General features: G+C 56.8%; 22 protein-coding genes. 3 read left to right on the top strand and 19 right to left on the bottom strand.

Annotated features, from left to right (window positions below):
* Positions 1–152 precede the first annotated feature (152 nt).
* The 3 genes from ndk to OGV67_RS17940 all read right to left on the bottom strand — a co-directional run bounded on the left by ndk (position 153) and on the right by OGV67_RS17940 (position 7,980).
* Positions 153–584, bottom strand: a complete 432-nt coding sequence (gene ndk, locus OGV67_RS17950; protein WP_012131261.1) for a nucleoside-diphosphate kinase — start codon at positions 582–584, stop codon at positions 153–155.
* Between the two features lie 148 nt (positions 585–732).
* Positions 733–3,045 carry a peptidoglycan glycosyltransferase PbpC gene (gene pbpC / locus OGV67_RS17945; protein WP_115614564.1) on the bottom strand — a complete coding sequence of 771 codons (2,313 nt, stop codon included), beginning with the start codon at positions 3,043–3,045 and terminating at the stop codon, positions 733–735.
* Complete coding sequence (locus tag OGV67_RS17940; protein ID WP_115614563.1) at positions 3,046–7,980, bottom strand: alpha-2-macroglobulin family protein; 4,935 nt, start codon at positions 7,978–7,980, stop codon at positions 3,046–3,048. It abuts the gene before it with no gap.
* Positions 7,981–8,190: 210 nt separating this feature from the next.
* Between OGV67_RS17940 and sseA the strand changes: the two genes are divergently transcribed.
* A complete protein-coding gene (gene sseA / locus OGV67_RS17935; protein ID WP_024130118.1) occupies positions 8,191–9,033 on the top strand; it encodes a 3-mercaptopyruvate sulfurtransferase in 843 nt (280 codons plus the stop codon).
* Between the two features lie 90 nt (positions 9,034–9,123).
* Here sseA and sseB read toward each other — a convergent pair whose 3' ends face one another.
* From sseB to trmJ, 11 genes are all read right to left on the bottom strand, one after another.
* Entirely contained in the window at positions 9,124–9,900 is a 777-nt protein-coding gene (gene sseB, locus OGV67_RS17930) for an enhanced serine sensitivity protein SseB (RefSeq protein WP_012131255.1), read from the bottom strand.
* Positions 9,901–9,994: 94 nt separating this feature from the next.
* Positions 9,995–11,278, bottom strand: coding sequence for an aminopeptidase PepB (pepB, locus tag OGV67_RS17925; RefSeq protein WP_049010618.1), 1,284 nt, complete (start codon positions 11,276–11,278; stop codon positions 9,995–9,997).
* Between the two features lie 59 nt (positions 11,279–11,337).
* Entirely contained in the window at positions 11,338–11,538 is a 201-nt protein-coding gene (gene iscX, locus OGV67_RS17920) for a Fe-S cluster assembly protein IscX (protein WP_049010617.1), read from the bottom strand.
* Between the two features lie 11 nt (positions 11,539–11,549).
* Positions 11,550–11,885, bottom strand: coding sequence for an ISC system 2Fe-2S type ferredoxin (gene fdx / locus OGV67_RS17915; RefSeq protein ID WP_012131251.1), 336 nt, complete (start codon positions 11,883–11,885; stop codon positions 11,550–11,552).
* A 1-nt stretch (position 11,886) separates the two neighbouring features.
* Entirely contained in the window at positions 11,887–13,737 is a 1,851-nt protein-coding gene (gene hscA, locus OGV67_RS17910) for a Fe-S protein assembly chaperone HscA (protein WP_115614562.1), read from the bottom strand.
* 15 nt (positions 13,738–13,752) lie between these two features.
* Positions 13,753–14,268 carry a co-chaperone HscB gene (gene hscB / locus OGV67_RS17905; protein ID WP_115614561.1) on the bottom strand — a complete coding sequence of 172 codons (516 nt, stop codon included), beginning with the start codon at positions 14,266–14,268 and terminating at the stop codon, positions 13,753–13,755.
* 95 nt (positions 14,269–14,363) lie between these two features.
* Positions 14,364–14,687 carry an iron-sulfur cluster assembly protein IscA gene (gene iscA, locus OGV67_RS17900; RefSeq protein WP_004104506.1) on the bottom strand — a complete coding sequence of 108 codons (324 nt, stop codon included), beginning with the start codon at positions 14,685–14,687 and terminating at the stop codon, positions 14,364–14,366.
* A 17-nt stretch (positions 14,688–14,704) separates the two neighbouring features.
* Positions 14,705–15,091 carry a Fe-S cluster assembly scaffold IscU gene (gene iscU / locus OGV67_RS17895; protein ID WP_002913991.1) on the bottom strand — a complete coding sequence of 129 codons (387 nt, stop codon included), beginning with the start codon at positions 15,089–15,091 and terminating at the stop codon, positions 14,705–14,707.
* A gap of 27 nt (positions 15,092–15,118) precedes the next feature.
* Positions 15,119–16,333 (bottom strand): cysteine desulfurase, encoded by a 1,215-nt coding sequence (gene iscS / locus OGV67_RS17890; protein ID WP_115614560.1) that lies wholly within the window; start codon positions 16,331–16,333, stop codon positions 15,119–15,121.
* Between the two features lie 244 nt (positions 16,334–16,577).
* A complete protein-coding gene (gene iscR / locus OGV67_RS17885) occupies positions 16,578–17,069 on the bottom strand; it encodes a Fe-S cluster assembly transcriptional regulator IscR (protein ID WP_012131246.1) in 492 nt (163 codons plus the stop codon).
* A 231-nt stretch (positions 17,070–17,300) separates the two neighbouring features.
* Complete coding sequence (gene trmJ / locus OGV67_RS17880) at positions 17,301–18,032, bottom strand: tRNA (cytosine(32)/uridine(32)-2'-O)-methyltransferase TrmJ (protein ID WP_115614559.1); 732 nt, start codon at positions 18,030–18,032, stop codon at positions 17,301–17,303.
* Positions 18,033–18,150: 118 nt separating this feature from the next.
* Between trmJ and suhB the strand changes: the two genes are divergently transcribed.
* Positions 18,151–18,954, top strand: a complete 804-nt coding sequence (suhB, locus tag OGV67_RS17875) for an inositol-1-monophosphatase (protein WP_024130116.1) — start codon at positions 18,151–18,153, stop codon at positions 18,952–18,954.
* Between the two features lie 104 nt (positions 18,955–19,058).
* Here the strand turns inward: suhB and OGV67_RS17870 are convergent, their stop codons facing one another.
* Together OGV67_RS17870 and OGV67_RS17865 are read right to left on the bottom strand one after the other, a co-directional pair.
* Positions 19,059–20,039, bottom strand: coding sequence for a nickel/cobalt transporter (locus tag OGV67_RS17870; RefSeq protein WP_115614558.1), 981 nt, complete (start codon positions 20,037–20,039; stop codon positions 19,059–19,061).
* A complete protein-coding gene (locus OGV67_RS17865) occupies positions 20,030–20,668 on the bottom strand; it encodes a DUF1007 family protein (RefSeq protein WP_047461991.1) in 639 nt (212 codons plus the stop codon). The genes OGV67_RS17870 and OGV67_RS17865 overlap by 10 nt, the downstream gene beginning before the upstream one ends.
* Positions 20,669–20,792: 124 nt before the next feature.
* Between OGV67_RS17865 and csiE the strand changes: the two genes are divergently transcribed.
* Positions 20,793–22,070 carry a stationary phase inducible protein CsiE gene (gene csiE, locus OGV67_RS17860; protein ID WP_115614557.1) on the top strand — a complete coding sequence of 426 codons (1,278 nt, stop codon included), beginning with the start codon at positions 20,793–20,795 and terminating at the stop codon, positions 22,068–22,070.
* Here the strand turns inward: csiE and OGV67_RS17855 are convergent.
* The 3 genes from OGV67_RS17855 to OGV67_RS17845 form a co-directional block, all read right to left on the bottom strand.
* Entirely contained in the window at positions 22,065–23,204 is a 1,140-nt protein-coding gene (locus OGV67_RS17855) for a 3-phenylpropionate MFS transporter (RefSeq protein ID WP_012131239.1), read from the bottom strand. The genes csiE and OGV67_RS17855 overlap by 6 nt on opposite strands.
* A gap of 88 nt (positions 23,205–23,292) precedes the next feature.
* Positions 23,293–24,135 carry an aldose 1-epimerase gene (locus OGV67_RS17850; RefSeq protein ID WP_115614556.1) on the bottom strand — a complete coding sequence of 281 codons (843 nt, stop codon included), beginning with the start codon at positions 24,133–24,135 and terminating at the stop codon, positions 23,293–23,295.
* The gene (locus OGV67_RS17845; RefSeq protein WP_049009092.1) at positions 24,135–25,574 is read right to left on the bottom strand and encodes a sugar porter family MFS transporter; all 1,440 of its coding nucleotides are present in this window, start codon (positions 25,572–25,574) and stop codon (positions 24,135–24,137) included. Before OGV67_RS17845 ends, OGV67_RS17850 begins: the two co-directional genes overlap by 1 nt.
* Positions 25,575–25,583: the final 9 nt, after the last annotated feature.

Here is a 25,583-nt window from a genome sequence, read left to right as displayed (position 1 = left end):
ACATTAGCGAAAATAATGTGTAAAGGCAGAGCAGCGTCGTAGACCTGATAAGTCGTAGGCCGGATAAGCGTCAGCGCCATCCGGCATTGCGCGACTGCCTGATGGCGACGCAGATGCGTCTTATCAGGCCTACATACTACATCACTGATTTATTAACGAGTGCGCGGGCACACTTCGCCTTCACCAAAGAAATAGGCGATTTCACGCTGAGCGGATTCCAGAGAATCTGAACCGTGGGTGCCGTTTTCGGTGAAGCTGTCCGCGTAGTCGGCACGCAGGGTGCCCGCCAGCGCGTTAGCCGGGTTGGTTGCGCCCAGCAGGTCGCGGTGACGCTGCACGGCATTTTCGCTTTCCAGTACGGAAACCACGATCGGGCCAGAGGTCATGAACTCGACCAGACCGTCGAAGAACGGTTTACCATCGTGCTCGGCATAGAAACCGCGCGCCTGCTCAACGGTCAGGTGCAGCATTTTCGTACCGACAATTTTGAACCCTGCTGCTTCAAAGCGCGCAAAGATGTTGCCAATAACGTTTTTTGCCACCGCATTTGGTTTGATGATGGAAAAAGTACGTTCAATCGCCATGATTACCTCTGTAATGTGTTCTGCTGTTGTATATATGCTTGTACGACCTGGCGCGGATTATAAAGAGCATCCGGGTTATTGCCTATGGATGAAGGTAACATTTTTTTAAAATAAGATGAGTATTAGCAACAAACTGTTGCTATCAGGTCTATTGCAGAGTAAATCGCAGCGCAGAAATCTGTCCAGCGGCATCCATAACCAGTAATTGATACTCGCCTTTTTCGGCAAGATGTAACGTAATATTCCGCTCGCGTTCTCCCAACGGCTCACCATTGAGGAACCACCAGCGCGCCCCCGCGCCACCACTGCTCTGAATCGATAAATCCACCCCGGAAGCGCCAGGTAACCGTTTCACTATCGCGCCATCACGCACGCCCGTTAACTGTAGAGGTAAAGGCGCATCCTGCCCCAGCGGCGGGCAGGTCGTCGAAGCCGTCGGTAGTCGCGCAGCGCGGCGTTCAGCAGCGGGCAACCAGGGCTCCAGCGGCAACGGCCAGACAATCAACGTCTGCTCCCGCGCCTGGGCGCAATCGGCGGCGACGCGTTTTCCGTCATTATCCAGCCAGACAGGAAAACGAATGCCGCTAATCCCTTCCTGTTCAGGTAACAGCAGCGTCGGTGGTTGGCTGTTTTCCAGCAGCCAGGTCGCCAGTCGACGGCGGCAGTTATTGTCTCCCGCCGAAAGCGCCTGTCCGCCCGGCCAGCAGATAACGCCCCGGCTCACCGACGCCGGACGCGGATCTTCAGGCTGCGTCGCGGCGCGCGCCATCAGCATATTATTCACCTGATTAAGCAGCGGCACCGCGCTGGCAAAACCAAACTGTCCGGCAACGGGTGTGCCGTCGGGCCTGCCCGTCCAGATGCCAGTCACATAGCGGGAGCTAACGCCTATCGCCCATGCGTCGCGATAGCCATAGCTGGTGCCGGTTTTCCAGGCGAGCGGCACTACGCGCGGCAGGGCGCTATCCGGCAACGGCTGCGCTTCATCGGCCATCACCCGCCGGATGATCCAGGCCGCGCCCGGCGACATCAGCGGACGCTCCTGCAACGAATCCTCTGGCTGCAAGCGCAATGTTGCCGCCTTGCCATGACGGGCGAACGCACTGTATGCCGCCACCATCTCGTCAAGCCTTGCGCCCGCGCCGCCCAGAATCAGGGAAAGATTAGGGGCCGCGCCCGCAGGCAGATACAGCGGCAGGCCAACGTTACGCAGTTTTGCCGCAAAACGTTTTGGGCCATATGCTTCCAGTACCTGTACCGCAGGCAAATTTAACGAACGCACCAGCGCTTCGCTCATGCTGACGGGGCCATGAAACCCGCTGTCAAAGTTTCCCGGACGATAATCGCCGGTACGGCGCGGCACATCCTGTAACAGCGAGGCGGGATGGATCAACCCGTCATCCAGCGCCAGCCCATAGACAAAGGGTTTAAGCACCGATCCCGGCGATCGGATCGCAGTGACCATATCCACATGACCAAAACGACTGTCATCATTCATATCCACCGATCCAACCCAACCACGCACGCTCATATCGGTATGATCGACAACGATCATCGCCAGCGAACTGCGCGCCGGAAGCCGCCCCTTCCAGTTTTGCGCCAGCTCTTCAAGCTGACGCTGCAACCCGGCATCCAGCGTGGTGACGATTTTGTCACTGTTGCTTTTGCCCAGCATCATGCGTGAGAACAGCGGCGCCAGTTGCGGCATTTGTCGGGGCGCCAGCCAGACGGGTTCTTCGCGGGCCTCCTGAACATGCCGGGCCGACCATACGCCCTGCGCCGCCATCCGCTCCAGCACTTTATTGCGCGCCGCTTGCGCGCGTTCCGGCCAGCGATCGGGACGCAAGCGGCTCGGCGCCTGCGGTAAAACCGCCAGCAACGCCGCTTCCGAATAGCTCAGTTGCGCTGGTGGTTTACCCAGATAAGCCCAACTGGCGGCGCCGATGCCCTGCAACGTTCCGCCAAACGGCGCACGGTTCAGATACAACGTCAGAATATCGCGCTTGGACAGGTGCCACTCCAGCTGGAGCGCGCGCCAGAGCTGGCGAAATTTACCGCCAAAGGTTCGCGGATGCGGGTCCAGCAGTCGCGCCACCTGCATGGTCAACGTACTGCCGCCGGAAATCACGCGTCCTGACGACAGATCCTGCCAGGCGGCACGCAGTACCGAAAACGGATTCACGCCCGGATGCTGCCAGAACCAGCGATCCTCATAATTAATTAACGCGTCAAGATAGCGGGGAGAAACGTCTTCAATCGTCACGGGATAGCGCCAGATCCCCTCCGCATCGGCAAAGCGCCACAGCGGTGTGCCGTCATGCGCCACCACCACCCGTGCCGGATTGACCTCATGCAGCGGCAGCGGCCAGATTTTGTCCGCCGCCCAGACTGTCAGAATCATCAGAAATGGAGCGATGGCCAGCCAGCGCCAGCCACCGCGTAGACTGCGCAGGACGATCATTTATGGCGTGACAATCAAAAGCCCCTCGGTTGATCCCGTCGCCCGCCACTGTGGAACATACATTGACTCCACCTGCGGGACAGGAACCTGATAGGTTCCTGGCGTCACCGCGCGCGCCAGATACACCAGCGTCACCGGCTGCCCCTGGTTAACCGCCACCGCCGCGACAAAGCGATCGTCACGGAATTCCATATGCTGAATATCCGCCTGCTGCATCTGATTTAACAGGTTTTGCACTTCACTGCCGCTGTCCTGCAGGCTGGCGCTGCTGTTTGCCAGGTTCTGGTTTTCCAGCTCCAGACCGGCAGGCAGCAGGTCGACCACCAGCGCGTCTGGCACGTTTTGACTCGCTTTCACTTCGAGCCAGACCAGCACCAGCTCACCGCTGCGCAGGGAACTGAGCGATTTACTCTGACCATCGGTTCCCAGAATCTGGCGCTCGATGTGCAACACATTACTGGCAGGTACGGGCGCCGTTTGCGGGTATCCGCTGCTGTCCAGACGCAGCCACAGCGGTTGGTCGCCGCTGTTGGTCACCTGCAACACGGAAAGCCGATCGGCATCCAGATTACGCGTTTGCGCTTTATCGCCCGTCAACGGCTGATCAGCGAGCGAAGTCTGCGCCTGCCATGTCCCCGGCAGATCCTGTAGCGTGCGCGCAGCAAGGAACAGCGCATTACTCTCCTGCGTCGAAAGCCAGCGCTGACCAAATGCCTGTTCAGAAAGCGTCGTCAGCAGCGTATTTTGCGCCTCGGGTTGCAGTTTATTTTCCTCCAGCAGCGACAGCATGAGCGCGTTATCACGCAACGGGCTACCGTAATCCGCCATCCATTGCTGCGCGTCACGGCGCGGCGTGTTCAGCGCCAGCGTCAGCGCCTGTTCACTGCGGCTGGCATCGCCCATATTTTTCAGCGCAATGCCCAGTTGCAGAAGCGGCAAGCCCGACGCGGCCTGACTCCGGCGTTCCCAGATTTCACGCAGCGCGCCAAGCGGCGCTTTTTGCTGACGCGCCAGCACCAGTCCCGCATACGCCTGAACGGCAAATTTGCTGGCCTGGGTATCGTCGCTATAGCGAACCGACATCATGCCCGGGTCCTGCAAATAGCGCAGCAGGCGTTCATTTCCCCGGTTAATCGCATCGGCCGGAACGCTGTACCCTTGCTCGCCAGCGCGCACGAGGAAATCCATCGCGTATGCGGTAAGCCAGTATTCTTCCGGCCCGTTGTTATCCCACAGGGCAAAACCGCCGTTATCACGCTGCATTTGCAGCATCCGGGAGATCCCCGTGTCAACTGCCGCACGGCGTTTTTCATCGGTATCACCCGCGATCCCCAACGTCTTCAGTTGCGCCGCGTTGGTATAGAGCGACGGGAACAGGCCGCTGGCAGTTTGCTCCAGACAACCATACGGATAAGCCTTCAGCTCCCGAATATAGCGCGCCAGGTTCAGCGGCGGTTTGCCGCTAAGCAACAACTGCCCCTGCAACGTTACCGGCGAGAAGTTCTCCAGATTTTGGGCGGGCGCATGCCAGGTTTCCCCCGCCTGAAGCACCGTTCCGCTATTTACCGTCTGCGCAGGCCAGGCCGGACGCACGCCAATTTTCCACTGCTTATGCTGGGCGGGAAGCGTCTCGCCAGGCAGGTTCAGGCCGGTCAGCGTGGCCTGCAATTCTCCCTCGCCAAACCCTTCTTTTGCGCGTACCGGGATAAACAAGGTCGTACGCACGCCCGGCGCCAGGTTTACCGGAGCAGGTTGCTGACTCACCAGTTCCAGTAACCCACTGGCGGCGAGTTCAATCGTCAACGTCTGCGGTTTGTCTGTCAGGTTAGTGACATCCAGCGTCAGGCGCGAAGTATCGCCGCCCGCCATAAAGCGCGGCTGATTCAGCTCCGCAATAACCGGAGCGGCAACAATCACCTTGCTTTCACTGCTGCCGAAGTCCTCTGCCGTCCATGCCTGGGCCATAACGCGTAACTCGCCGTTAAAATCACCAATCGGTAACGTAACGGAACCTTCGCCCTGCTCATTAAGCGTGACCGGCAGCGCCTGCTGCGCCACGATGTTGACATGGTTGACCGGCGGTTTGCCGCCGCGTTTGAGTTCATCGCCGTCGCCGCCAAAACGCAGCGTCGCCAGACGTCCCTGCCCTTCAATCACCTGACCGTAGATATCATAAATATCCGCGCCATAGCGTTTTTGCCCGAAGAATGCCTGCCACGGATCTGGCGTAACGTAATCGGTGATATTCAACACTCCGCTGTCCACCGCAGAGAGCAGTACGTTGATCTGTTTTGGCGTTTCGCCATGTTTAGCGCTGGCTTTGACGTTCACCGTCAGCGGCTGGTTTGGACGTATTTTAGCCGGGCTTTCCAGCGTCAGATCCAGACGACGATTTTCATCCCCCAACGGTAGGTGCAGCAGCCCAACCGCGCGTTTCGGCGTCGCTGAACGCGACTTATCGCCCGGACGCACAACCAGCGCGCTCAGGTAGAGATCGTGTCGATTCCAGGCTTTATCGACGGGAATTGACAGGTCGAGGCCCTCGGCAGGTACATCTATTTCCTGCCACCAGAGCGGGCCGTCGCTTGATTCCACCATCGCGTAGCCTTTACCCGCCACCGGCGCGGCGACATGCAGTTTGATGGTGTCCCCAGGACGATAGGTGGGTTTATCCAGCTTCAGGGTGACGCGATCCGGGCGCGCCGCGCCGCTGCCGTCGCTGTTATCCTGCCAGCTGTAACCTGCCCAGAAGCGCACGCTGCTGATCGCATCGTTCGGGGCTTTCACTTCGAGACGATACGATCCCCAGTCAACCGGGAAGCTCACCTTGCCCGTTTCATCGGCGCTGAGATCCAGCGTCTGCTCCCCTTCAACCAGATCTTTTTGATCAAACTGCGACTGCCAGCCTTCGCTTTCCGACCAGTTCCAGTAGTAATCGCGCCGTTCACGGATCAAACGAACCTGCAAACCCGAAGCGGCTTTTTTATTGCCTTGCGCATCGGCGTAGACAATATCAAAGGCGGCGTTACCGCCCTCATCCACGATGGGTTGGTTAACCGTGGCGTCAGTACGATAGTCATACACCGCTTTAGAGGCGAATTGCGGACGAATACCCGGCAAGGTATCGGCAGGCCAGATAGCCTGTTCCGCACGGCGAGTGACCGGGCGACCGCCTGATTCCAGCAGGCTTGCCTGTAGGATCACCTGTAACGGCGAATGCGCTTCCTGCCACTGGCTGTTGGCGGAGACGTCGCCACGGCCATTTTCATCCAGCGTAAGCTGGACTTCGTCCAGGCTGCGGGAAAGGTTTTCTTCCGCAATATCACCAAACTGGAAGCCCGGCAGCGCCTGTACCGCTTCACGCTGCGGGCGCAGGAAGAGTTGCCCCTGTAACGTGTTGCCATTGGCAGGCGCTCCGTACAGGTAGTAACCAACAACGGAGAACGTCACTTCCTCCGACGGGGCTAACGGCGTTTTCTGCGCGCTGAGATTAAGCGCCATTCGCTCCGGCATAAAATCTTCGACATGGAAATCCCACATCCGGGGCTGGTTATCGCCCGTGTTCGCGCGGATGTGCCACATGCCGGTTGGCGCACCGCTATCCAGCGGATACGTAAAGCGGTATAACCCGTTTTCAGGCTGGCTGACAACGGTGCGCAGCACCTGACCGTCCGGCTTTACCACTTCCAGTTTGACGGGCTGATCGGGCAAGGTTTTACCGTCGCTGTCGCGCAGCAGTCCGTTGAGGATCACCGTTTCCCCAGGACGATACAGATCACGCGGGCCGAACATAAAGAACTGCTTGCTGTAGCCCGGCGCGCCCGCAATCGCGAACTCCGCCAGATCCAGCGCGGGCAGTTTCAGATCCAACAGCGTGGTTTGCCCGTCTTTTCGCGCCAGCAACAGCGCCGCCTGCTGACTATTTTCCAGCTGTACATGCCCCTGCGCATCGCTGGCGGCTTGCGCCAGCGTCTGACCTTTCTCATCAAGCAGAGCAACCTCAACCCCCTGCTGCGCCGCGCCGTTTTCCAGACTCTGCGTAAAGATATCAAGGCGATTGTGATAACGGTGGGCGGAAACGCCAATGTCGCTGAGGGTAAAGAGCGTGGCAGGATTACTGTAGTTGTAATGTCCGGCCTGATTCATTACCGCAATGTACACGCCCGCCTGTTGCAGGGGCTTAATGTCACTCAGCGGCAGCAGGCGTTTTTCACGCGTATTACGCGCAGGATTGAGATCAAAACGCCCGGTATAGACCAGATCCGCCATTTTGAGCAGGTTGTCAGATTCCCAGTTCGAAAGAGCATTGCGGTATTCCCACTGGCTGACGAATGCCGCCAGCGACTCAGGCTTCACGCGAAAGAAGTTTACATCCACGTCGTTCACGTTCAGCGCCATGACCGGCAAACCTTCCACCACTTTTCCCGGCAGCAGCGAGCCACGGCTGGCAAAGCCGACGCTCGGCTGAACGTCCCGCGTGGTAATGGTTTTTTCATACGCGCGGCCAAAAGCGGTTTTATTCAGCGCCGTTAAATCACGTTCAACGGACACCACCAGATCGCGGTTGGGTTCCAGGTGGCGCAAGCGCAGCTCTTTCAGATTCGGCGACAGCTCCCAGGCGCCATCAACCTTGCCGCTTTTTTTATCGACCACATGCACGGTTCGGGCAAAATCTTGTTCAGGATCTAACGGAATGGAGAACGTCAGCACCAGCGTCGCCGCGCCGTCCAACTGGACTTCGGAGGCGTCCAGCAGCGTCAGTTCTTTACCTTCGCTCTGTTGCGCCAGCTTTTGCAGTTGTGCCGGATCTTTCGTCGGAGCGGATTGCGCGGCGGGCGTCTCATCATTTTTCACCGCCGTTGGCGCGTTATCGTTGTTATCGCACCCCGCCAACGCCAGCATAAGCATGCAAGCGGCTACGCGTATGTGTTTCATTCTTTCATCCCTGGCCACAGTGGCCCGTTAGCAACGTAGAGTAACTATTATGCGTGAGATTTCCCGTTGTGAAAGCCAGTATTCGTTATATAAGTTCTGATTTTTTCATCAGAAATGTGGTTTCACCAGCCAAATCAGCCTCTTTTACTTGTCCCTTTGCGGTAAACGTCCGACAATTTGGCATTATTATGGCAAAAGATGGAGACGCCTATGTCCACCTCCTGGTTTGTCGCCGCCGACTGGCTGGCAGAGCATATCGACGATCCGCAAATTCAAATTATCGACGCCCGCATGGCGCCTCCCGGACAGGAAGACAGGGATGTTGCGGGTGAATATCGTTCAGGCCACATCCCCGGAGCACTCTTTTTCGATATTGAAGCGCTCTCCGATCACACCTCGCCGCTGCCGCACATGATGCCGCGCCCGGAAGCCTTCGCCGTGGCGATGCGTGAACTGGGCGTACACCAGGACAGACATCTGGTGGTCTACGATGAAGGCAACCTGTTTTCCGCCCCGCGCGCGTGGTGGATGCTGCGAACGTTTGGCGTAGAAAACGTCTCAATTCTTGCCGGTGGTCTGGCAGGCTGGCAGCGCGATGAGCTGCCGCTTCAGGAAGGCGAAGTGGAACTCCCGGAAGGGGAATTTGACGTTAAATTCACGGCGGAGAAGGTTGTGCGTCTGACCGATGTACTCCTGGCGAGCCATGAAAGAACCGCGCAAATCGTTGATGCCCGCCCGGCGCCACGGTTTAATGCCGAAGCCGATGAACCGCGTCCGGGTCTGAAGCGTGGCCATATTCCCGGCGCGTTGAACGTGCCCTGGACAGAGCTGGTGCGTGAAGGGGAATTAAAAACGACCGATGAACTGGACGTCATTTTCTTCAGTCACGGCGTCAGTTTTGACAGACCGATTATCGCCAGCTGCGGTTCAGGTGTCACCGCGGCGGTCGTGGTGCTGGCGCTCGCCACGCTGGATGTGCCCAATGTCGCGTTGTATGACGGCGCATGGAGCGAATGGGGCGCGCGTAATGATTTACCGGTAGAGCCGGCCTAACGTTTTGTAATGTGCCGGATGGCGCTTGCGCTTATCCGGCCTACAGTGCGGGTTGTCCCGGATGACGTTAACGCCATCCGGCTACCGGGATCAGATAATCCGATTCTGTTTAAAATCGCGCAGGAACCCGCCCCAGCGGCGCTCGTAGAACGGCGCGATGTGCTCGGTAATAAAGTGGCTGATGCCCTGCTCACCTTTTTTCACCTGACAGATATCAATCGGTTCATCGCCGGGCAAGGTATCAGTCGCCACGCTGCCCGCCGCATGAATGATCTCTTCGATGTCGCCATCCGCTTCGATGCCAATCAACAGATTCGGCTGAGCGTCATTGCTCTCTTTAATAGTGCAAAGAAAGGCGCGCTTAACCAGTTTGATGGTTTTAAACAGCGTGGTCAGGGAGTCGATCATCTGCGCAGGTGGTTCCGCCACCTCAGACAGAATCAGCGATTCACCGCCTTCCAGCACTTCCTGTGTACTCAGCGGATTGCCCTCTTCGCCGATCAGATGGCTGATCTCACGCGGCATAAACTCTTTACCGGTAGGCAGTTTTGCGTTCAGGAAGAGCGTTTCGCCGAGCGTCATTTCAAATAACGTGCGCACCGGCATCACCACGAATGCCTGCTCGTCTTCTACCGCCTGCTGCAAGGCTTCCAGAGAGGTAAAAAACGGGATGACCGTCGTGCCGTCTTCTTTTTCCCAGTGCTGCAAATCCAGCGCGCTATCGTCAACAATCGCTTCGCCTTCAGCCGCTGTGCCTGGCACCCAGACGGTGGACTCCAGTAAGGTACGGAAAAATGCCGGACGATGCGCGGGTTCAGTCGCCGCCTTCTCCAGCAGGGTTTCTAATTCGTTTTTTGTTTCGGACATAAGGATCACAATAGAGATGCGTGTAGGGCGGGTAAGCGAAGCGCCCCCGCCGTTATCTTGCCGGATAGCGCTAACGCTTATCCGGCCTACATAATTATGCTGTTAACAGGTTAGCGATGGTGCGCACACCCAAACCGGTCGCCCCTGCCGACCACTGCTCAACCGGCGCTTTACGGTAGGTTGCAGAGCAGTCAATGTGCAGCCAGCCCTGCTGGTAGTTTTCGACAAAGTGCGACAGGAAGCCCGCTGCGGTGCTCGCCCCGGCAGGATACGCCGCGCTACCGGTATTGTTCAGTTCCGCAAAGTTAGAAGGCAACTGATTGCGGTGGAACTCCGCCAGCGGCAGACGCCAGAACGGTTCGTTTTCTTCTGCCGCACTCGCCAACAGACGCCCCGCCAGCGCGTCATCAAAACTGAACAACGCGTGGTAGTCGTTACCCAGCGCGGTTTTCGCGGCGCCGGTCAGCGTCGCCGCATCGATGATCAGCTCTGGTTTTTGCGCGCTGGCGTCGATCAGGCCATCCGCCAGCACCAGGCGCCCTTCCGCGTCAGTGTTCATCACTTCCACGTTCTTACCGTTGCGATAATGAATAATATCGCCCAGTTTAAACGCGTTGCCGCTGATCAGGTTATCCGCGCAGCACAGGTACAGCTTCACGCGTTTGTTCAGACCACGGGTAATCGCAAATGCCAGCGCGCCCGTTACCGTTGCCGCACCGCCCATATCGGACTTCATCGAGTCCATAAATGCGCTTTGCTTGATGCTGTAACCGCCGGAGTCAAAGGTAATGCCTTTGCCCACCAGACAGGCGTAAACCGGCGCGTCTTTATCGCCGGTTGGGTTGTAATCCAGCGCCAGCAGCACCGGCGCGCGATCGGAACCCCGGCCAACGGTATGCAGCCCCATGTAGTTTTGCTCGCGCAGATCTTCGCCTTTGGTAATGCGGTAAGAGACGTGATCGCACGCGACGCTGCACAGCAGATCAACGGCACGCTGCGCCAGCTGTTCCGGCCCCAGCTCTTCCGCCGGCGCGTTAATGGTGTCACGCACCCAGTCAATGATCGCCAGACGGTTGTCCAGTTCCTTCTGCTTCTCATCGTCAAGATCTGGCCACTCGACCTTGCGGCTGCCTTTCGGCCCTTTGTAACCCTGCCAGAATGCCCAGCTACGCTCCACATCCCAGCCAGCGCCGGTCAGTTGTACGTGTTTAATGCCCAGTCCGTCAATTTTACGCGCCGCGCGCTGGATTAAACCGGAGTCATCTTTACCGTTCAGGTGCAGGGTAATGCCGTCGTTATTGATGCTGTATGTGGCTTTGTCTCCCCAGCGAGCGTCAGCCGGTTGGGTGGAGAGCGTAATTTTCATCGCTTCAGTCATTGTTCTTTTCCTTCTTCGCGCATACAGGAAAACGGGCCACCCGTGGGCAGCCCGTTTATTTATTCAGCTTCGTCCAGCCAGACCAGCAGGATAGCCTCAAGGATCTTTTCATTTGATGCCTGCGGGTCATCATCAAAATCCTCAAGATCGCAAATCCATTGATGCAGGTCGGTGAAACGAACGGTCTTAGGATCGAGATCGGGGAACGTGTCGTACAGCGCCTCGCCGATTTCGCGGCTATCAGTCCACTTCAGTCCCATACTACCCTCTGTTAATGCTCGCGTGCATGGTTGATTGTGTAACGTGGGATTTCGACCACCAAATCTTCATCGGTGACGCGCGCCTGACAGCCTAAACGACTCTCCGGCTCCAGACCCCAGGCTTTATCCAGCATATCGTCTTCGTCTTCCGTGCTTTCCGGCAGGGAATCGAAACCTTCACGCACGATGCAGTGGCAGGTCGTGCAGGCACAGGATTTTTCACAGGCGTGTTCAATCTCGATACCGTTACGCAGGGCAACGTCAAGAATGGTTTCGCCGGTCTCAGCTTCCAGAACTGCGCCATCGGGACAGAGATCCTGATGAGGCAGAATAACAATCTTTGGCATATTAAACCTCGTCCACGGAATGGCCTTGCAGCGCGCGACGAACAGATTTGTCCATGCGACGAGCGGCGAATTCCTGGGTTTGTTTGTCTACGTTTTTAATGGCTTGTTCTATCGCGTCAACATCATCGCTCTGCGCAACCTCGCTCAAGTGCGCGGCGGCATCATCAATGACCTGACGTTCTGCGGCGCTTAGCAGCGCGGCATCAGCAGCGAGCGCGCCGGTCAGGCTTTCCAGCACGCGCGCCGCTTCCACTTTTTGCTCTGCCAGCATACGGGCTTTTACATCCTGCTCGGCAAAGCTCATTGAATCCTGAATCATGGTGGCGATTTCGCTGTCCGTCAGACCGTAAGACGGTTTGACCTGGATAGACGCCTCAACGCCGGTGGATTTCTCCATCGCGGTGACGCTCAGCAGGCCATCGGCATCCACCTGGAAGGTGACGCGGATATGCGCCCCGCCCGCTGGCATCGCCGGGAGCCCGCGCAGCGCGAAGCGCGCCAGCGAACGGCAATCCTGCACCAGCTCGCGCTCGCCCTGCATGACATGGATCGACATCGCGGTCTGACCATCTTTAAAAGTGGTAAAGTCCTGCGCGCGCGCCACCGGAATGGTGGTGTTACGCGGGATCACTTTCTCCACCAGGCCACCCATGGTTTCCAGCCCCAGCGACAGCGGAATCACGTCCAGCAGCAGCATTTCGCTGTCCGGCTTGTTGCCGACGAGGATATCCGCCTGAATCGCCGCGCCAATGGCGACGACCTTATCCGGGTCGATTGCCGTCAGCGGCGGACGACCAAAAAATTCGCCCACGCGTTCGCGCACCAGCGGCACACGGGTGGAGCCGCCGACCATCACCACTTCCAGCACCTCCTGCGCCTCAACGCCCGCATCTTTCAATGCGCGGCGACAGGCCATCAGAGTACGTTTAACTAAAGCGGCGATAAGGTCATTAAACTGTTCACGGGTGATGTCGCCCTGCCAGCCCGCCACATTGACGCTAACGGAATCGGCATCGCTCAGCGCGATTTTTGCCGCGATGGCGGCATCCAGCAGTTCACGCTGGACGCGGTTATCGCTGCGATCGGCAATGCCCGCCTGCTCACGGATGTAATCGGCCAGCAGATGGTCGAAGTCGTCGCCGCCGAGCGCGGAATCACCGCCGGTCGCCAGCACTTCAAACACGCCGCGACTCAGGCGCAAAATAGAGATATCGAAGGTGCCGCCGCCGAGGTCGTAAACCGCGATAACGCCTTCTTTGCCGGAGTCCAGACCGTAGGCGATCGCCGCCGCCGTAGGTTCATTGAGCAGACGCAAGACGTGCAGCCCCGCCAGACGCGCCGCGTCTTTCGTTCCCTGACGCTGTGCATCGTCAAAGTAAGCGGGCACGGTAATAACCACGCCATCCAGCTCGCCCGACAACGCTTCCGTCGCCCGCGCCGCCAGCGCTTTCAGGATATCGGCAGAAATACGTACCGGGTTGAGCAGACCTGCCGCCGTTTCAATCATCGGCAGACCATTTTCACTGGCCTGGAACTGATACGGCAGATGGGGATAGCGCGTCTGAATATCCGCCAGCGAGCGGCCCATCATGCGTTTTACCGAGCTGATGGTGTTAGCCGTGTCCTGCGCCGCGTTCGTACGCGCCGCGTAACCGACCGTGTGGCCCTGCTGCTGATAGTGAACGACTGACGGCAACAGATGGCGACCGTCGTGATCGGCCAGCGTTTCTGCCTGGCCGCTGCGAACGGTCGCAACCAATGAGTTGGTAGTACCTAAATCGATGCCTGCCGCCAGACGACGCTGGTGCGGCGCAGCGCTCAGACCAGGCTCACTAATTTGTAATAAGGCCATATTCGCTTCCGGGAATTAAAAATCGAGCAGCTTTTCTTCGAGTTGTTCGGCGCTGCTTCGCAGTTTATCGAGAAAACGCAGTTTACGCACGGTGTCCGCCGCCACGTCCCACGTCTCGTTGTCCAACTGTTCCACCATCAGCTGATGGCGGGTATCAAACATTGTTTTCACGCGCTTGATGAAACTTTCCAGTCGCGCTTCGTCCTTTGCCTGTTCTATTTCATCAAGCTCTTCACGCAGTTCCAGCTGTTCCATCAAAAACGCGGTATCGCGCACCGTATGCTGCTCGCTGGCCAGATCAAAGCCGTGTAGTGACAGTAAATATTCGGCGCGCGTCAAAGGGTGACGCAGCGTTTGCCAGGCCTGATTAATGGTCGCGGAGTGTTGTACGGCGGCGAGTTGCTCAGCCTGTGTACCGCTGGCGAATTTATCAGGGTGATACTGACGTTGAAGATCCTGAAAACGGAGGCTCAGCGCCTGGGTATCGAGTTGATAGCGGGCTGGCAAGCCAAAGAGGGTGAAGTAGTCCATAACATTCTCAGGGCATCGACTCTCTGATGTTTCAGGGAGTCAGGTAAAACAAACCCCACGCGCAGGTGACCACGGTGGGGTTATCGGTAAGCACGTTACACGTTGAAGCTTTCGCCGCAACCACACTCGTCTTTTACGTTCGGGTTGGTGAATTTAAACCCTTCGTTCAGACCTTCTTTTACGAAGTCTAACTGCGTACCGTCCAGAAATTGCAGGCTCTTACCGTCGATCACGACTTTTACGCCTTTGTCTTCAAACACGGTGTCTTCTGCCGCCGGTTCATCAACAAATTCCAGTACATAAGCCATACCTGAACAGCCGGAAGTTCTCACCCCCAGGCGCAGGCCAAACCCTTTACCACGGTTTGCCAGAAAGGTATTTACTCGCGCTGCAGCACTGTCGCTAAGTGTAATCGACATAACAACCTCAACTCTTCTTATTTTGCTTCACGTTTGCTTTTGTAATCCGCAATAGCGGCTTTAATTGCGTCTTCTGCCAGAATGGAGCAGTGAATTTTCACCGGAGGCAGTTCAAGCTCGTCTGCGATATCGGTATTTTTAATCGCCTGCGCTTCGTCCAGAGACTTCCCTTTCACCCATTCGGTGACCAGGGAGCTGGACGCGATAGCGGAACCGCAGCCGTAAGTCTTGAAACGCGCGTCTTCAATGATACCTTCATTGTTGACTTTAATCTGCAACTTCATCACGTCGCCGCAAGCCGGTGCACCCACCATGCCGCTGCCTACGTTTTCGTCGCTGTTGTCAAAGGAACCCACGTTGCGTGGATTCTCGTAATGATCGATTACTTTTTCGCTGTAAGCCATTATAAATTCTCCTGATTCCGATACCGATTAATGATGAGCCCATTCGATGCTGTTCAAATCCACGCCCTGTTTGAACATTTCCCACAGCGGGGAAAGGTCACGCAGACGACCGATGGATTTGCGCACCAGCTCAATGGTGTAGTCGATCTCTTCTTCAGTAGTGAAACGACCTAAAGAGAAACGGATAGAGCTATGCGCCAGCTCGTCATTCATGCCCAGTGCGCGCAGCACATAGGACGGTTCCAGACTTGCGGACGTACAGGCGGAACCTGAAGACACCGCCAGATCTTTCAGCGCCATAATCAGGGATTCGCCTTCAACGTAGTTAAAGCTGACGTTGAGAATGTTCGGCGCGCCCTGTTCCAGGTCACCGTTCAGGTAAACTTCTTCGATATCGTTGATGCCGTTCCACAGACGGTTACGCAGCGTGCGCAGACGCGCCATCTCGGTTTCCATCTCTTCTTTCGCGATACGGTAAGCTTCGCCCATACCGACGATCTGGTGTACAGGCAGCGTACCGGAACGCATACCGCGCTCGTGACCGCCGCCGTGCATCTGCGCTTCGATACGAATACGCGGTTTACGACGCACATACAGCGCGCCAATCCCTTTCGGGCCATAGATTTTGTGGCCGGAGAAGGACATCAGGTCTACTTTCAGCTGGCTCAGGTCGATAGGCAGTTTGCCCACGCTCTGGGTGGCGTCAACGTGGTAGATAATGCCACGCGTACGGCACATTTCGCCGATGGTCGCGATATCCTGCACCACGCCGATTTCGTTGTTAACGTGCATGATGGACACAAGAATGGTGTCATCACGCATCGCCGCTTCAAGTTCTTTCAGATCGATAATGCCGTTGCTCTGCGGCGCCAGGTAAGTAACCTCAAACCCTTCGCGCTCAAGCTGACGGCAGGTATCCAGCACGGCTTTATGCTCGGTTTTGCTGGTGATGATGTGCTTGCCTTTTTTCTGATAAAAGTTGGCCGCACCTTTAATCGCCAGGTTGTCGGATTCAGTCGCACCGGAGGTAAAGACGATTTCACGCGGATCGGCGCCAACCAGTTCTGCGATCTGGTTGCGGGCGATATCTACCGCTTCTTCAGCTTGCCAGCCGAAACGGTGTGAACGAGAGGCCGGGTTACCAAAGGTTCCGTCCAGGGTCAAAAACTGCATCATTTTCTCGGCAACACGCGGGTCCACCGGCGTGGTTGCGGAGTAATCGAGATAGATCGGTAATTTCATTGCTCTATAAACTCCGTACATCGCTTCAATGCAAGGAATCAGGCAACCGGCTGGATGTACGACCGAGTACACGGGGCGAGTAAACGCCCCGGCCTGATTCTGAAATCTATTATAATTTTTTACCCTAACTGTTTTGCGGTGCAGCAAGGCGACAAGCTTGTGAAGCCCAGGCGCTTACATAAGTAAGTGACCGGGATGAACAAGCGCGGCCAACGCAGCAGCGCCCCGAAACAGGGCGGGTAAATTACGCGCGCAGTTTGACGTCGATTGCGTCTTGCGTGCGGGTGCTACGTGGCGCGTCATGGGTGTGCTGACGATCAGACACATCCAGAACTTCCTGGTTATTCACCAGTTCGCCTAAGGTAATGTTGTTGAGGAAACCGGTCAGACGGTCACTCAAATCACGCCACAGCGCATGCGTCAGGCATTTATCGCCGCCCTGACAGCCGCCTTTGCCCTGACAACGGGTCGCATCTACCGACTCGTCAACAGCGCTAATCACTTCGCCAACCGCGATGCTACCTGCGTCTTTACCCAACAGATAACCACCGCCTGGGCCACGTACGCTGGAAACCAGACCATTTTTACGCAAACGTGAAAACAGCTGTTCCAGATAAGAAAGGGAAATTCCCTGACGTTCAGAAATATCAGCCAACGGTACCGGGCCCGCTTCGGAGTTGAGCGCAACGTCCAACATTGCGGTCACGGCATAACGCCCTTTAGATGTCAGTCTCATGTCTTACTTAACCTCAAACTCGCCCCTGCCCGGGGTTTTTTATTGTAAAATGGGGGTATTGCATAGCAGGGTCAAGTCTGACATTCCCGACTAAATCAGTCAACTATTTACTTGACTAATTTAGTCAGGTATTTAACCTTCAGTGCCGTTTCTGTTTGCCGGATGGCGCTTCGCTTATCCGGCCTACAATATTCGGCCTGCAAATCGTGCAGCCATCCGGCATCAACACGCTTACTTGCCTTTATTCTGCTGCTCAATAGAAGCAAGAATGCCGCGCAGGATATTCAGTTCCTGGCTTTCCGGGCGCGCGCGCGTAAACAGACGACGCAGTTTGTTCATGACCTGCCCCGGATGGCCTTCACGGATAAAGCCGGTTGAAAGCAGCGTCTGCTCCAGATGGCCGTAAAAACGTTCCAGGTCGTCCACCAGCGGATATGGCATCTCTTCATGTTCCGCCGCCTCGTCGTTTTCCTGCGTTGCCAGCCAGGCCATACGCACTTCGTAGGCGATCACCTGTACCGCCATCGCCAGGTTGAGCGAGCTGTATTCCGGGTTTGCGGCAATCGCCACATGGTAATGGCATTTTTGCAGTTCGTCGTTGGTCAGACCAACGCGCTCGCGGCCAAAGACCAGCGCAACCGGCGTATTCGCGGCTTCCGCCACGCTTTTCAGACCGCATTCGCGCGGGTCCAGCATCGGCCACGGCAGCGTGCGGGAACGCGCACTGGTGCCGACCACCAGGCTACACCCTGCCAGCGCGTCATCGAGCGTATCGACGATCTGCGCATTGCCGATCACATCGCTGGCGCCAGCCGCCAGCGCGATAGCCTGGGAATCCGGCTTGACCAACGGATTTACCAGCCACAGGTTTGTTAAACCCATTGTTTTCATGGCGCGGGCAACAGAACCCATATTGCCGGTGTGAGAGGTTTCCACCAGCACAATTCGAATATTTTGCAGCATTGTCTTTCTTCGGCTAAAGATTATTCGGGCATATTATCATAAAACGGAGACATATTCCGAACTCGCTGCTATACTCTGCGCCGTTTTCCCGTTCTTTAACATCCAGTGAGAGAGACCGATGCATCCGATGCTGACCATCGCCGTGCGCGCAGCGCGCAAGGCGGGTAATGTAATTGCCAAACACTACGAAACGCCTGACTCAGTAGAAACCAGCCAGAAAGGCAGCAATGATTTTGTGACCAACGTCGATAAAGCCGCCGAAGCGATTATTATCGAAACGATCCGCAAATCTTACCCACAGCACACCATCATTACCGAAGAAAGCGGTGAACATGAAGGTACCGATCAGGATGTTCAATGGGTTATCGATCCACTGGATGGCACCACCAACTTTATCAAACGTCTGCCGCACTTCGCGGTATCTATCGCCGTACGCATCAAAGGCCGTACTGAAGTCGCGGTAGTTTACGATCCTATGCGTAACGAACTGTTCACCGCCACTCGCGGTCAGGGCGCACAGCTGAACGGTTACCGTCTGCGCGGCAGCACCGCGCGCGACCTGGATGGCACCATCCTGGCGACCGGTTTCCCGTTCAAAGCCAAACAGTATGCGACCACCTACATCAATATCGTTAGCAAACTGTTCACCGAATGCGCTGACTTCCGTCGCACCGGTTCTGCTGCGCTGGATCTGGCGTATGTGGCTGCGGGTCGCGTTGACGGTTTCTTTGAGATCGGTCTGCGTCCGTGGGATTTCGCCGGCGGCGAACTGCTGGTGCGTGAAGCGGGCGGTATTGTCAGCGACTTTACCGGCGGCCATAACTACATGACGACCGGTAACATCGTGGCCGGTAACCCGCGCGTGGTTAAAGCGATGCTGGCAAGCATGCGCGACGAATTGAGTGATGCGCTGAAGCGCTAATCGTTTGATGCCGGATGACGGCTAGCGCCTTATCCGGCCTACCAGGGGAGTTTCCCGTAGGCCTGATAAGCGAAGCGCCATCAGGCATTCATCCTACAACTGTGCTAAAACGGTCTTAATCCCCTGCCCACCGGCACCGCACTCATCCACATCACCACCGCCGCCACAACCAAAATCACGCCACCGGCTAACGCCAGCGTTGCCCAGCCAATCTGTCGCCACAGTACCGGCGTTTTATTACCGCTTAATTTTACCGCCAGTGCGCGGAAACTGTGAACCAGCAACGCCAGAGAGGTAATGGTCAGCGAGGTTCCCGCCGCCATCGCCAGCGCCGACGCCATTCCCCAACTAAAGACGCCAATAACTTTACTGAACAGCAGCACCATAATCGCGCCGGAACAGGGGCGCATCCCCATCGACAGAATAATCATCAGCCGCGCGCGCCAGTCATCGCCATTCCTGAGTTGCTCTGGGTTCGGCAGATGCTGATGCCCACAGCCGCAATGTTCGTGGTGAACATGATGCGGCGTAAATGAGATAAATTTCGGCTTGCGCAGCAGCGCGCGAAGCGTCTTTAGCGCCCGCCAGCAAAGCAATATTCCCAGCACGCCGACTAACGCATAACTGCCCTTCTCCAGCCAGAAGCTGCTCAGATGTAACTGCCTCGCCGGAAGCTGCAATACCGTCAGCACCACAACCACCAGCGCAATGGCCACCAGCCCCTGCAACAACGATGAGGCCAGCGTCAGGCCGATGCTTGATTTCAGCTTTGATGGATGCGTCGCCAGCCATGTGGTAATCACCACTTTACCATGACCCGGCCCCAGCGCATGGAGTACGCCATACAGAAAGCTAAACAACAGCAGCGAACCGCCCGCCTGCGCCGGATTCGCCGCCACCGCTTTTAATAAGGCGCTCATCTGCTGATTCACTTCCCGCTGCCAGACAATGCTTTTCACCATCACCTGCGGCCAGGCCTGCCATAACCACAGCCCGCCCGCGATGGCCAGCAACAGAAATACCGCCAGCGGCCACAGCGGCAGCCAGCGTCGGGAGCGCGGGCGTTGTTGGGAGATTACTGACATTGCACCGTTACCTTCTGCGCGAACTGTTTACCCAAATCCATATCCTCCGGCGGCGCGTCTTCTTTATCCAGCGACTGCGCAAAACTGAGCGTCTCTTCACTCGGCGTCGGCGTATGCACGCTCATGCTGCATTGTGTGCTTAACGCCTGCGGCAACGAGGCGTCCCGATCGTTGGCGTAGCTCATATCCACATAGTATGTGGGATCGAAGGTCGAAAAAGTGTAAGTCTGGCCGCTCAGCGGCTGCGGTTCAGCCAGCGGCAGGACAAACGTCAACACCGCCTGGTGCGCTTCCCGTTCCATTCCGTATTCCGTCGGGCGATTTTTAAACTTGACCTTTTGTCCGTTGTGCCACACTTCGGTGAAGTAGTGCTGGCCGAGCACGTTCGCCATCACTTCCGCCGCCAGCTTTTTCCAGATCTCCGAACCGGGCTTCGCGTCTCCCGCGTCGTAAAGCAGGTCTGCGGAGGTGATTTCATCCATCGTCCAGCGCATTTTTAGCGCCACAAACCGATCGTTTTCACTCACCAGCTGCGTCTGCAATCGAATAAAGCTATGAGGGTGCGCCTGCGCTGTGAAAGATAAAACAGCGAGAAAGAGTGTTAAAGCGCTGCGTTTAACTAATTGCATCTGTTCCTCACGTTAAAAATTCTGTGATGCTCGCCAGCATTCCTGGCGTAAAGCCCTCTTATAACCATTTCCACGCACAAACTTTAGCTATCCTTATCAAACAAACTAACGGGAGACCAGACAGATGATGCCAACGCTTACTCCGCCGTCTGTACTTTCTGCTCCCCAGCGCCGCTGCCGGGTTTTACTGACGCTTTTCCAGCCGGGGCAAATCGCCACCACGGAAACATTCAGCGCGCTCAATGGCGTCGATGATGAAATTGCCCGTGAGGATATCACCGAAACAGGCCTGGAGATCCAGCGCTATCATCGACTCGCCATCACAACGGGTCAGAACGGACGCTACCGAATCGAGGGGGCTGCGCTCAACCAACGTTTGTGCCTTTTACACTGGCTCAGACGCGGCTTACGCATATGCCCGACCTTCATTACGCAACAGTTTACGCCGGCATTAAAAACCGAGCTTAAACGGAGAGGGATCGCGCGTACGTTGTATGACGATACCAATCTGCATGCGCTGATCAACCTTTGCTCGCGGCGGCTGCAAAAACCGTTTGAATGCCGGGATGTGCAGTTTCTGCGGCTGTTTTTACAATATTGCCTGCTACAGCATCATGCGGGCATCGCACCGGCGTTTAATCCGCTACAGAAACAGTGGGCGCAGTCCTGCGCCGAATACCCGCTCGCGCTGGAGATTGGCCGTCACTGGCAGCGCCGCGTCATGCAAAACGCGCCGCCCGACGAAACGCTGTTTATGGCTTTACTGTTTTCCATGATTCGCATCCCCGACCCTATCCACGACAACCATCAGCAGGATCGCCGCCTGCGCCTGGCTGTCGCCCGGCTGGTGTTGCGCTTTCGGGAAATGGGGCAGGTACGCTTCAGCGACGAACAGGGACTTAACGACCAACTCTATGTGCACCTTGCCCAGGCGCTGAGCCGAAGTTTATTCGCCATTGGTATTGATAACACGCTGCCGGAAGAGTTCAGTCGCCTCTACCCTCGGCTGGTGCGCACCACGCGTGACGCCCTCGCCGGGTTTGAAAGCGAATACGGTGTGCGTTTCTCTGATGAAGAGACAGGGCTGGTCGCGGTAATTTTTGGCGCATGGCTGATGCAGGAGAACGACCTGCACGAAAAGCAGATCGTGCTACTGACAGGCAATAACGGCGAACTGGAGGCACATATTGAGCAGCAATTACGAGAACTGACGCTCCTGCCGCTCAATATTAAGCATGTGCCAACGCAGACCTTCCAGAAAGAAGGTTCGCCGCGCGGCGTGGCGCTGATTGTCACCCCGTATGCCACACCGCTGCCGCTCTTTTCGCCGCCGTTGATTCATGCGGACCTGTCACTTACCGCACACCAACAGCAGCAGATCCGCAAAATACTGGAATCATGATGACGCGGCGACGTTAGGCCGTAAGAAAATAGCAGGCAACGCCACCAATGCCATCACCCAGAATAAGCCGTTCCCTAAATGCTGATACAGGAATCCGGCGAATACAGTCATGATGGCAATGCTGCCGCCCATCGCCACGGCAGAATAGACCGCCTGTAGACGAATCACTTCGCTTCCCTGGCGAGCGGCGATGTAACGCATCGCGGCCAGATGGCAAACGGTAAAGGTGCCGCAATGCAGAATCTGGATCGCTATCAACCACGGCAGCGCGGTGCTCCAGCCCATTAATCCCCAGCGAATGACGCCGCATACGGCGGAGAGCAATAGCAGATCGCGAGCGCTAAAACGGCGGAACAGTTTGTTGCTCAGCGCAAAAATAACCACTTCCGCCACCACGCCCAGCGACCACAAATACCCCACTGCCGAGGCGGAATAGCCCGCCCCCTGCCAGTAAATCGCGCTGAAGCCGTAATAAGCGGCATGCGCGCCTTGCAGCAGGCACACGCAGGCGAGAAAGCGCCAGCTCTGGACGACGAGCGTACGCCAGGCAGGCCAGCCCGCGCTCTCCTGATGACGGCTTTCCCCCTGCGGTAATACGCTCGGTCGCAGCAGCATACCTAGCAGCATCGAGGCCACCCCAAGCGTCAATAGCCCCAGAATCGCCTGATAATCAAAGAGGCTCACCAGTTTCCCGGTCAACGCCGAGCCGATCACAAACGCAATGGACCCCCACAAACGCACCCGGCCATAGTCCATCGTTAACTGTTTTTGCCAGGTATTGGCCAGCGCATCGGTGAGCGGCACCAGCGGCGAGAAGAAGAGGTTAAAACCGATCATCACCACCATCAGCCACGCGACGTGCGTCCCTGCCCAGAATGCGAGGGCAAACACCAGCGTCAGCAGCGCCAGAAGGCGTAACGCAGAAATCAAGCGGGAAGGATCGCTCACCCGTGGCGCAATCAACAGGCTACCGAGGAAACGCGCCACCAGCCCCGCCCCCAGCAGGAGACCGATGGTTTCCGGCGTCAGTCCCAGGCCTTTAAGCCAGACGCTCCAGAATGGCAGAAAAATACCGTAGCTAAAGAAGTAGGTAAAATAACCGAGCGCCAGCCAGCGCGTGGAGTGCAAAACCATGATTCCCTCCCGTATGGAGGCGATAGTCTGGCGATAAATGCAGGCTGGCGCAAGAGAGCATTAACAGGCGAATAATATCTTTTTTGGCCTAAACAACAGCGATTTGCATCGCGAAATGGCACTGGTCTCCCTGAGCTAAAGCCTGGAGTCCCGGTTGCCCCGGCATGTTGTGGGCATTTACCGGGTGCGACTGCGGTTCCAGACACAAGAATGACTCCCCTTGCATTCTGAATAGCATAAGCCAGGGCGTTTGCGATAAAAGCGTGACCTTCATCACATCACGCTGCACGATCGCCCGCCCGCTCCAGCCGGAATACCCTACGTTAAGCCACGCATCCTCGCCATATTGCGCACCGGAAAAATCTGCCTGCCGGGGAATATCGCTCTGCCATTCCTGCGGCAGATGCTGCTTACCTTCCGGCCAGTGACCGCTGGCGGCAAACTGCACGGTACTGTGACGATCAAAAGCAAAGTACGGGTGGAATCCGCAACCATAAAGCATCGGTCGTTCCCCCCGGTGCGTTATCGTCAGCGAGGCATGAAGCACAGAGGCGTCCAGCTGATAGTGAAGATCTGCGACATAATCATAACCGCACGCCATTTGACGACCTGAACGCAGATGACAGGCATCCTCATGAACGGCAATCGTATCCCAGCGCCTGAGCCAGCCATCACCGTGCAGAAAGAAAACGGCATCCTCCTCATGCCGGGGAAGATTCACCGCCTCTCCCCTGAACAGAAAACGGTTTTCGGCAACGCGATTGGCGACCGGCAGCATGGGGAACAGGCCGCATTCGCCGGGTTTTACGCCGCATCCCTCACGTAAAACGGCCTGCTGATGCGCTAATGAAAACAAACTCAACAATCTGCCGCCCTGTGGATCAACACGCATCCGCAGATGCGTGTTTTGTAATGTCAGCGTATCGTCCATTACCGTGCGCTTCGCTGTTGAGTTGACGGGCTGGATTTCACATGCCGCGCCGCCAGTTGCTCTTCCAGCGCCTCCAGCGTCACGCCTTTCGTTTCAGGCACATTGCGCAGCACGTAGAAATACCCCATCGCGCAGATAACGCCGTAAAGCAGGAAACTGCCCGCCGCTCCCAGCCCCGCATTAAGCAGCGGGAACGTGTAGGTCAGCAGGAAGCAGGCAATCCAGAGCGCCAGCGTCCCCAGCGACATCGCCAGACCACGGACGCGGTTCGGGAAGATTTCCGACAACAGAACCCAGGTGACTGGCGCCAGCGTCAGGGCGTAAATCGCAATAGCCGCCAGCACCAGCACCAGAACCGGCCAGCCCATAATCCCCATCCCGTAAGCGGCGGCAATCAGTACATAAATCACCGTGAGTCCTGAAGCGCCAAACAGCATCAGTTTTCGGCGACCAATTTTATCGACCAGCGGCAGCGCTGCGAGGGTGAAGACGAGGTTAATGATCCCTGTGGCGACAATGGATTTTAACGTTCCGTTGATATCAAACCCTGCGGAAGCGAAGATCTCCTGCGCATAGTTGAAGATCACATTGATCCCGCACCATTGCTGGAAGACGGCCAGCACCATGCCGATGATGACAATCGGTTTAATCTGCGGCTGCAACAGCGTTGACCAGGCCACTTTGTGGTTGTCTTTCAGCAGAGTATGTTCTATTTCCCGCAACGTCTGCCCGGCATACTCCGCTGAGCCAATCCGTTGCAGCATGGCGCGGGCTCGTTCAGGTTTGCCCGCTTTGACCAGCCAGCGCGGTGATTCCGGCACAAAGAACATCAGAACCAGAAACGCCAGCGCAGGCACCAGTTCCGCGCCAAACATCCAGCGCCAGCCCATCTGCCCATTCCAGCTTTCAACAATCGCCTGCCGGGTCGCGTCGGTCGCCACCGGTTCAGCAATCATCAGGTTAATGAGCTGGGCCGCCAGCACGCCGATCACGATCGTGAGTTGGTTGACCGCCACAAAACGTCCACGCTTTTCCGCCGGGCTGACTTCCGCGATGTACAGCGGGCTAAGGGCGGACGCCAGGCCGATTCCTACGCCGCCAACGATACGGTAAATCACAAACATATCGAAATTGCTGGCGACAGCGGTTCCCCAGGACGATGCGCTGAACAGGATCGCGGCCAGAATCAGCGGCATTTTTCGCCCAAATTTATCAGCGCACCAGCCGGACATCAGTGCGCCAAAGATACAGCCGACCAGCGCGGAACTCATCGCCCAGCCGGACTGCGCGGGATCGGTAATTGAAAAATAGGCTTCGTAGAACGGTTTGGCGCCGCCAATCACCACCCAGTCATAGCCAAACAGCAAGCCGCCGCAGGCGGCAACCAGACAGATAGTCCAGACATAACCGATTCTTAAATGTGTCTGCGTGTTATTCATTATGATTCC

Source organism: Citrobacter sp. CK188 (assembly GCF_030333525.1).
GTDB lineage: Bacteria > Pseudomonadota > Gammaproteobacteria > Enterobacterales > Enterobacteriaceae > Citrobacter_B > Citrobacter_B koseri.
Note: the sequence above shows the minus strand (reverse complement) of the source record. Positions and strands in the feature narration are given on the sequence as shown.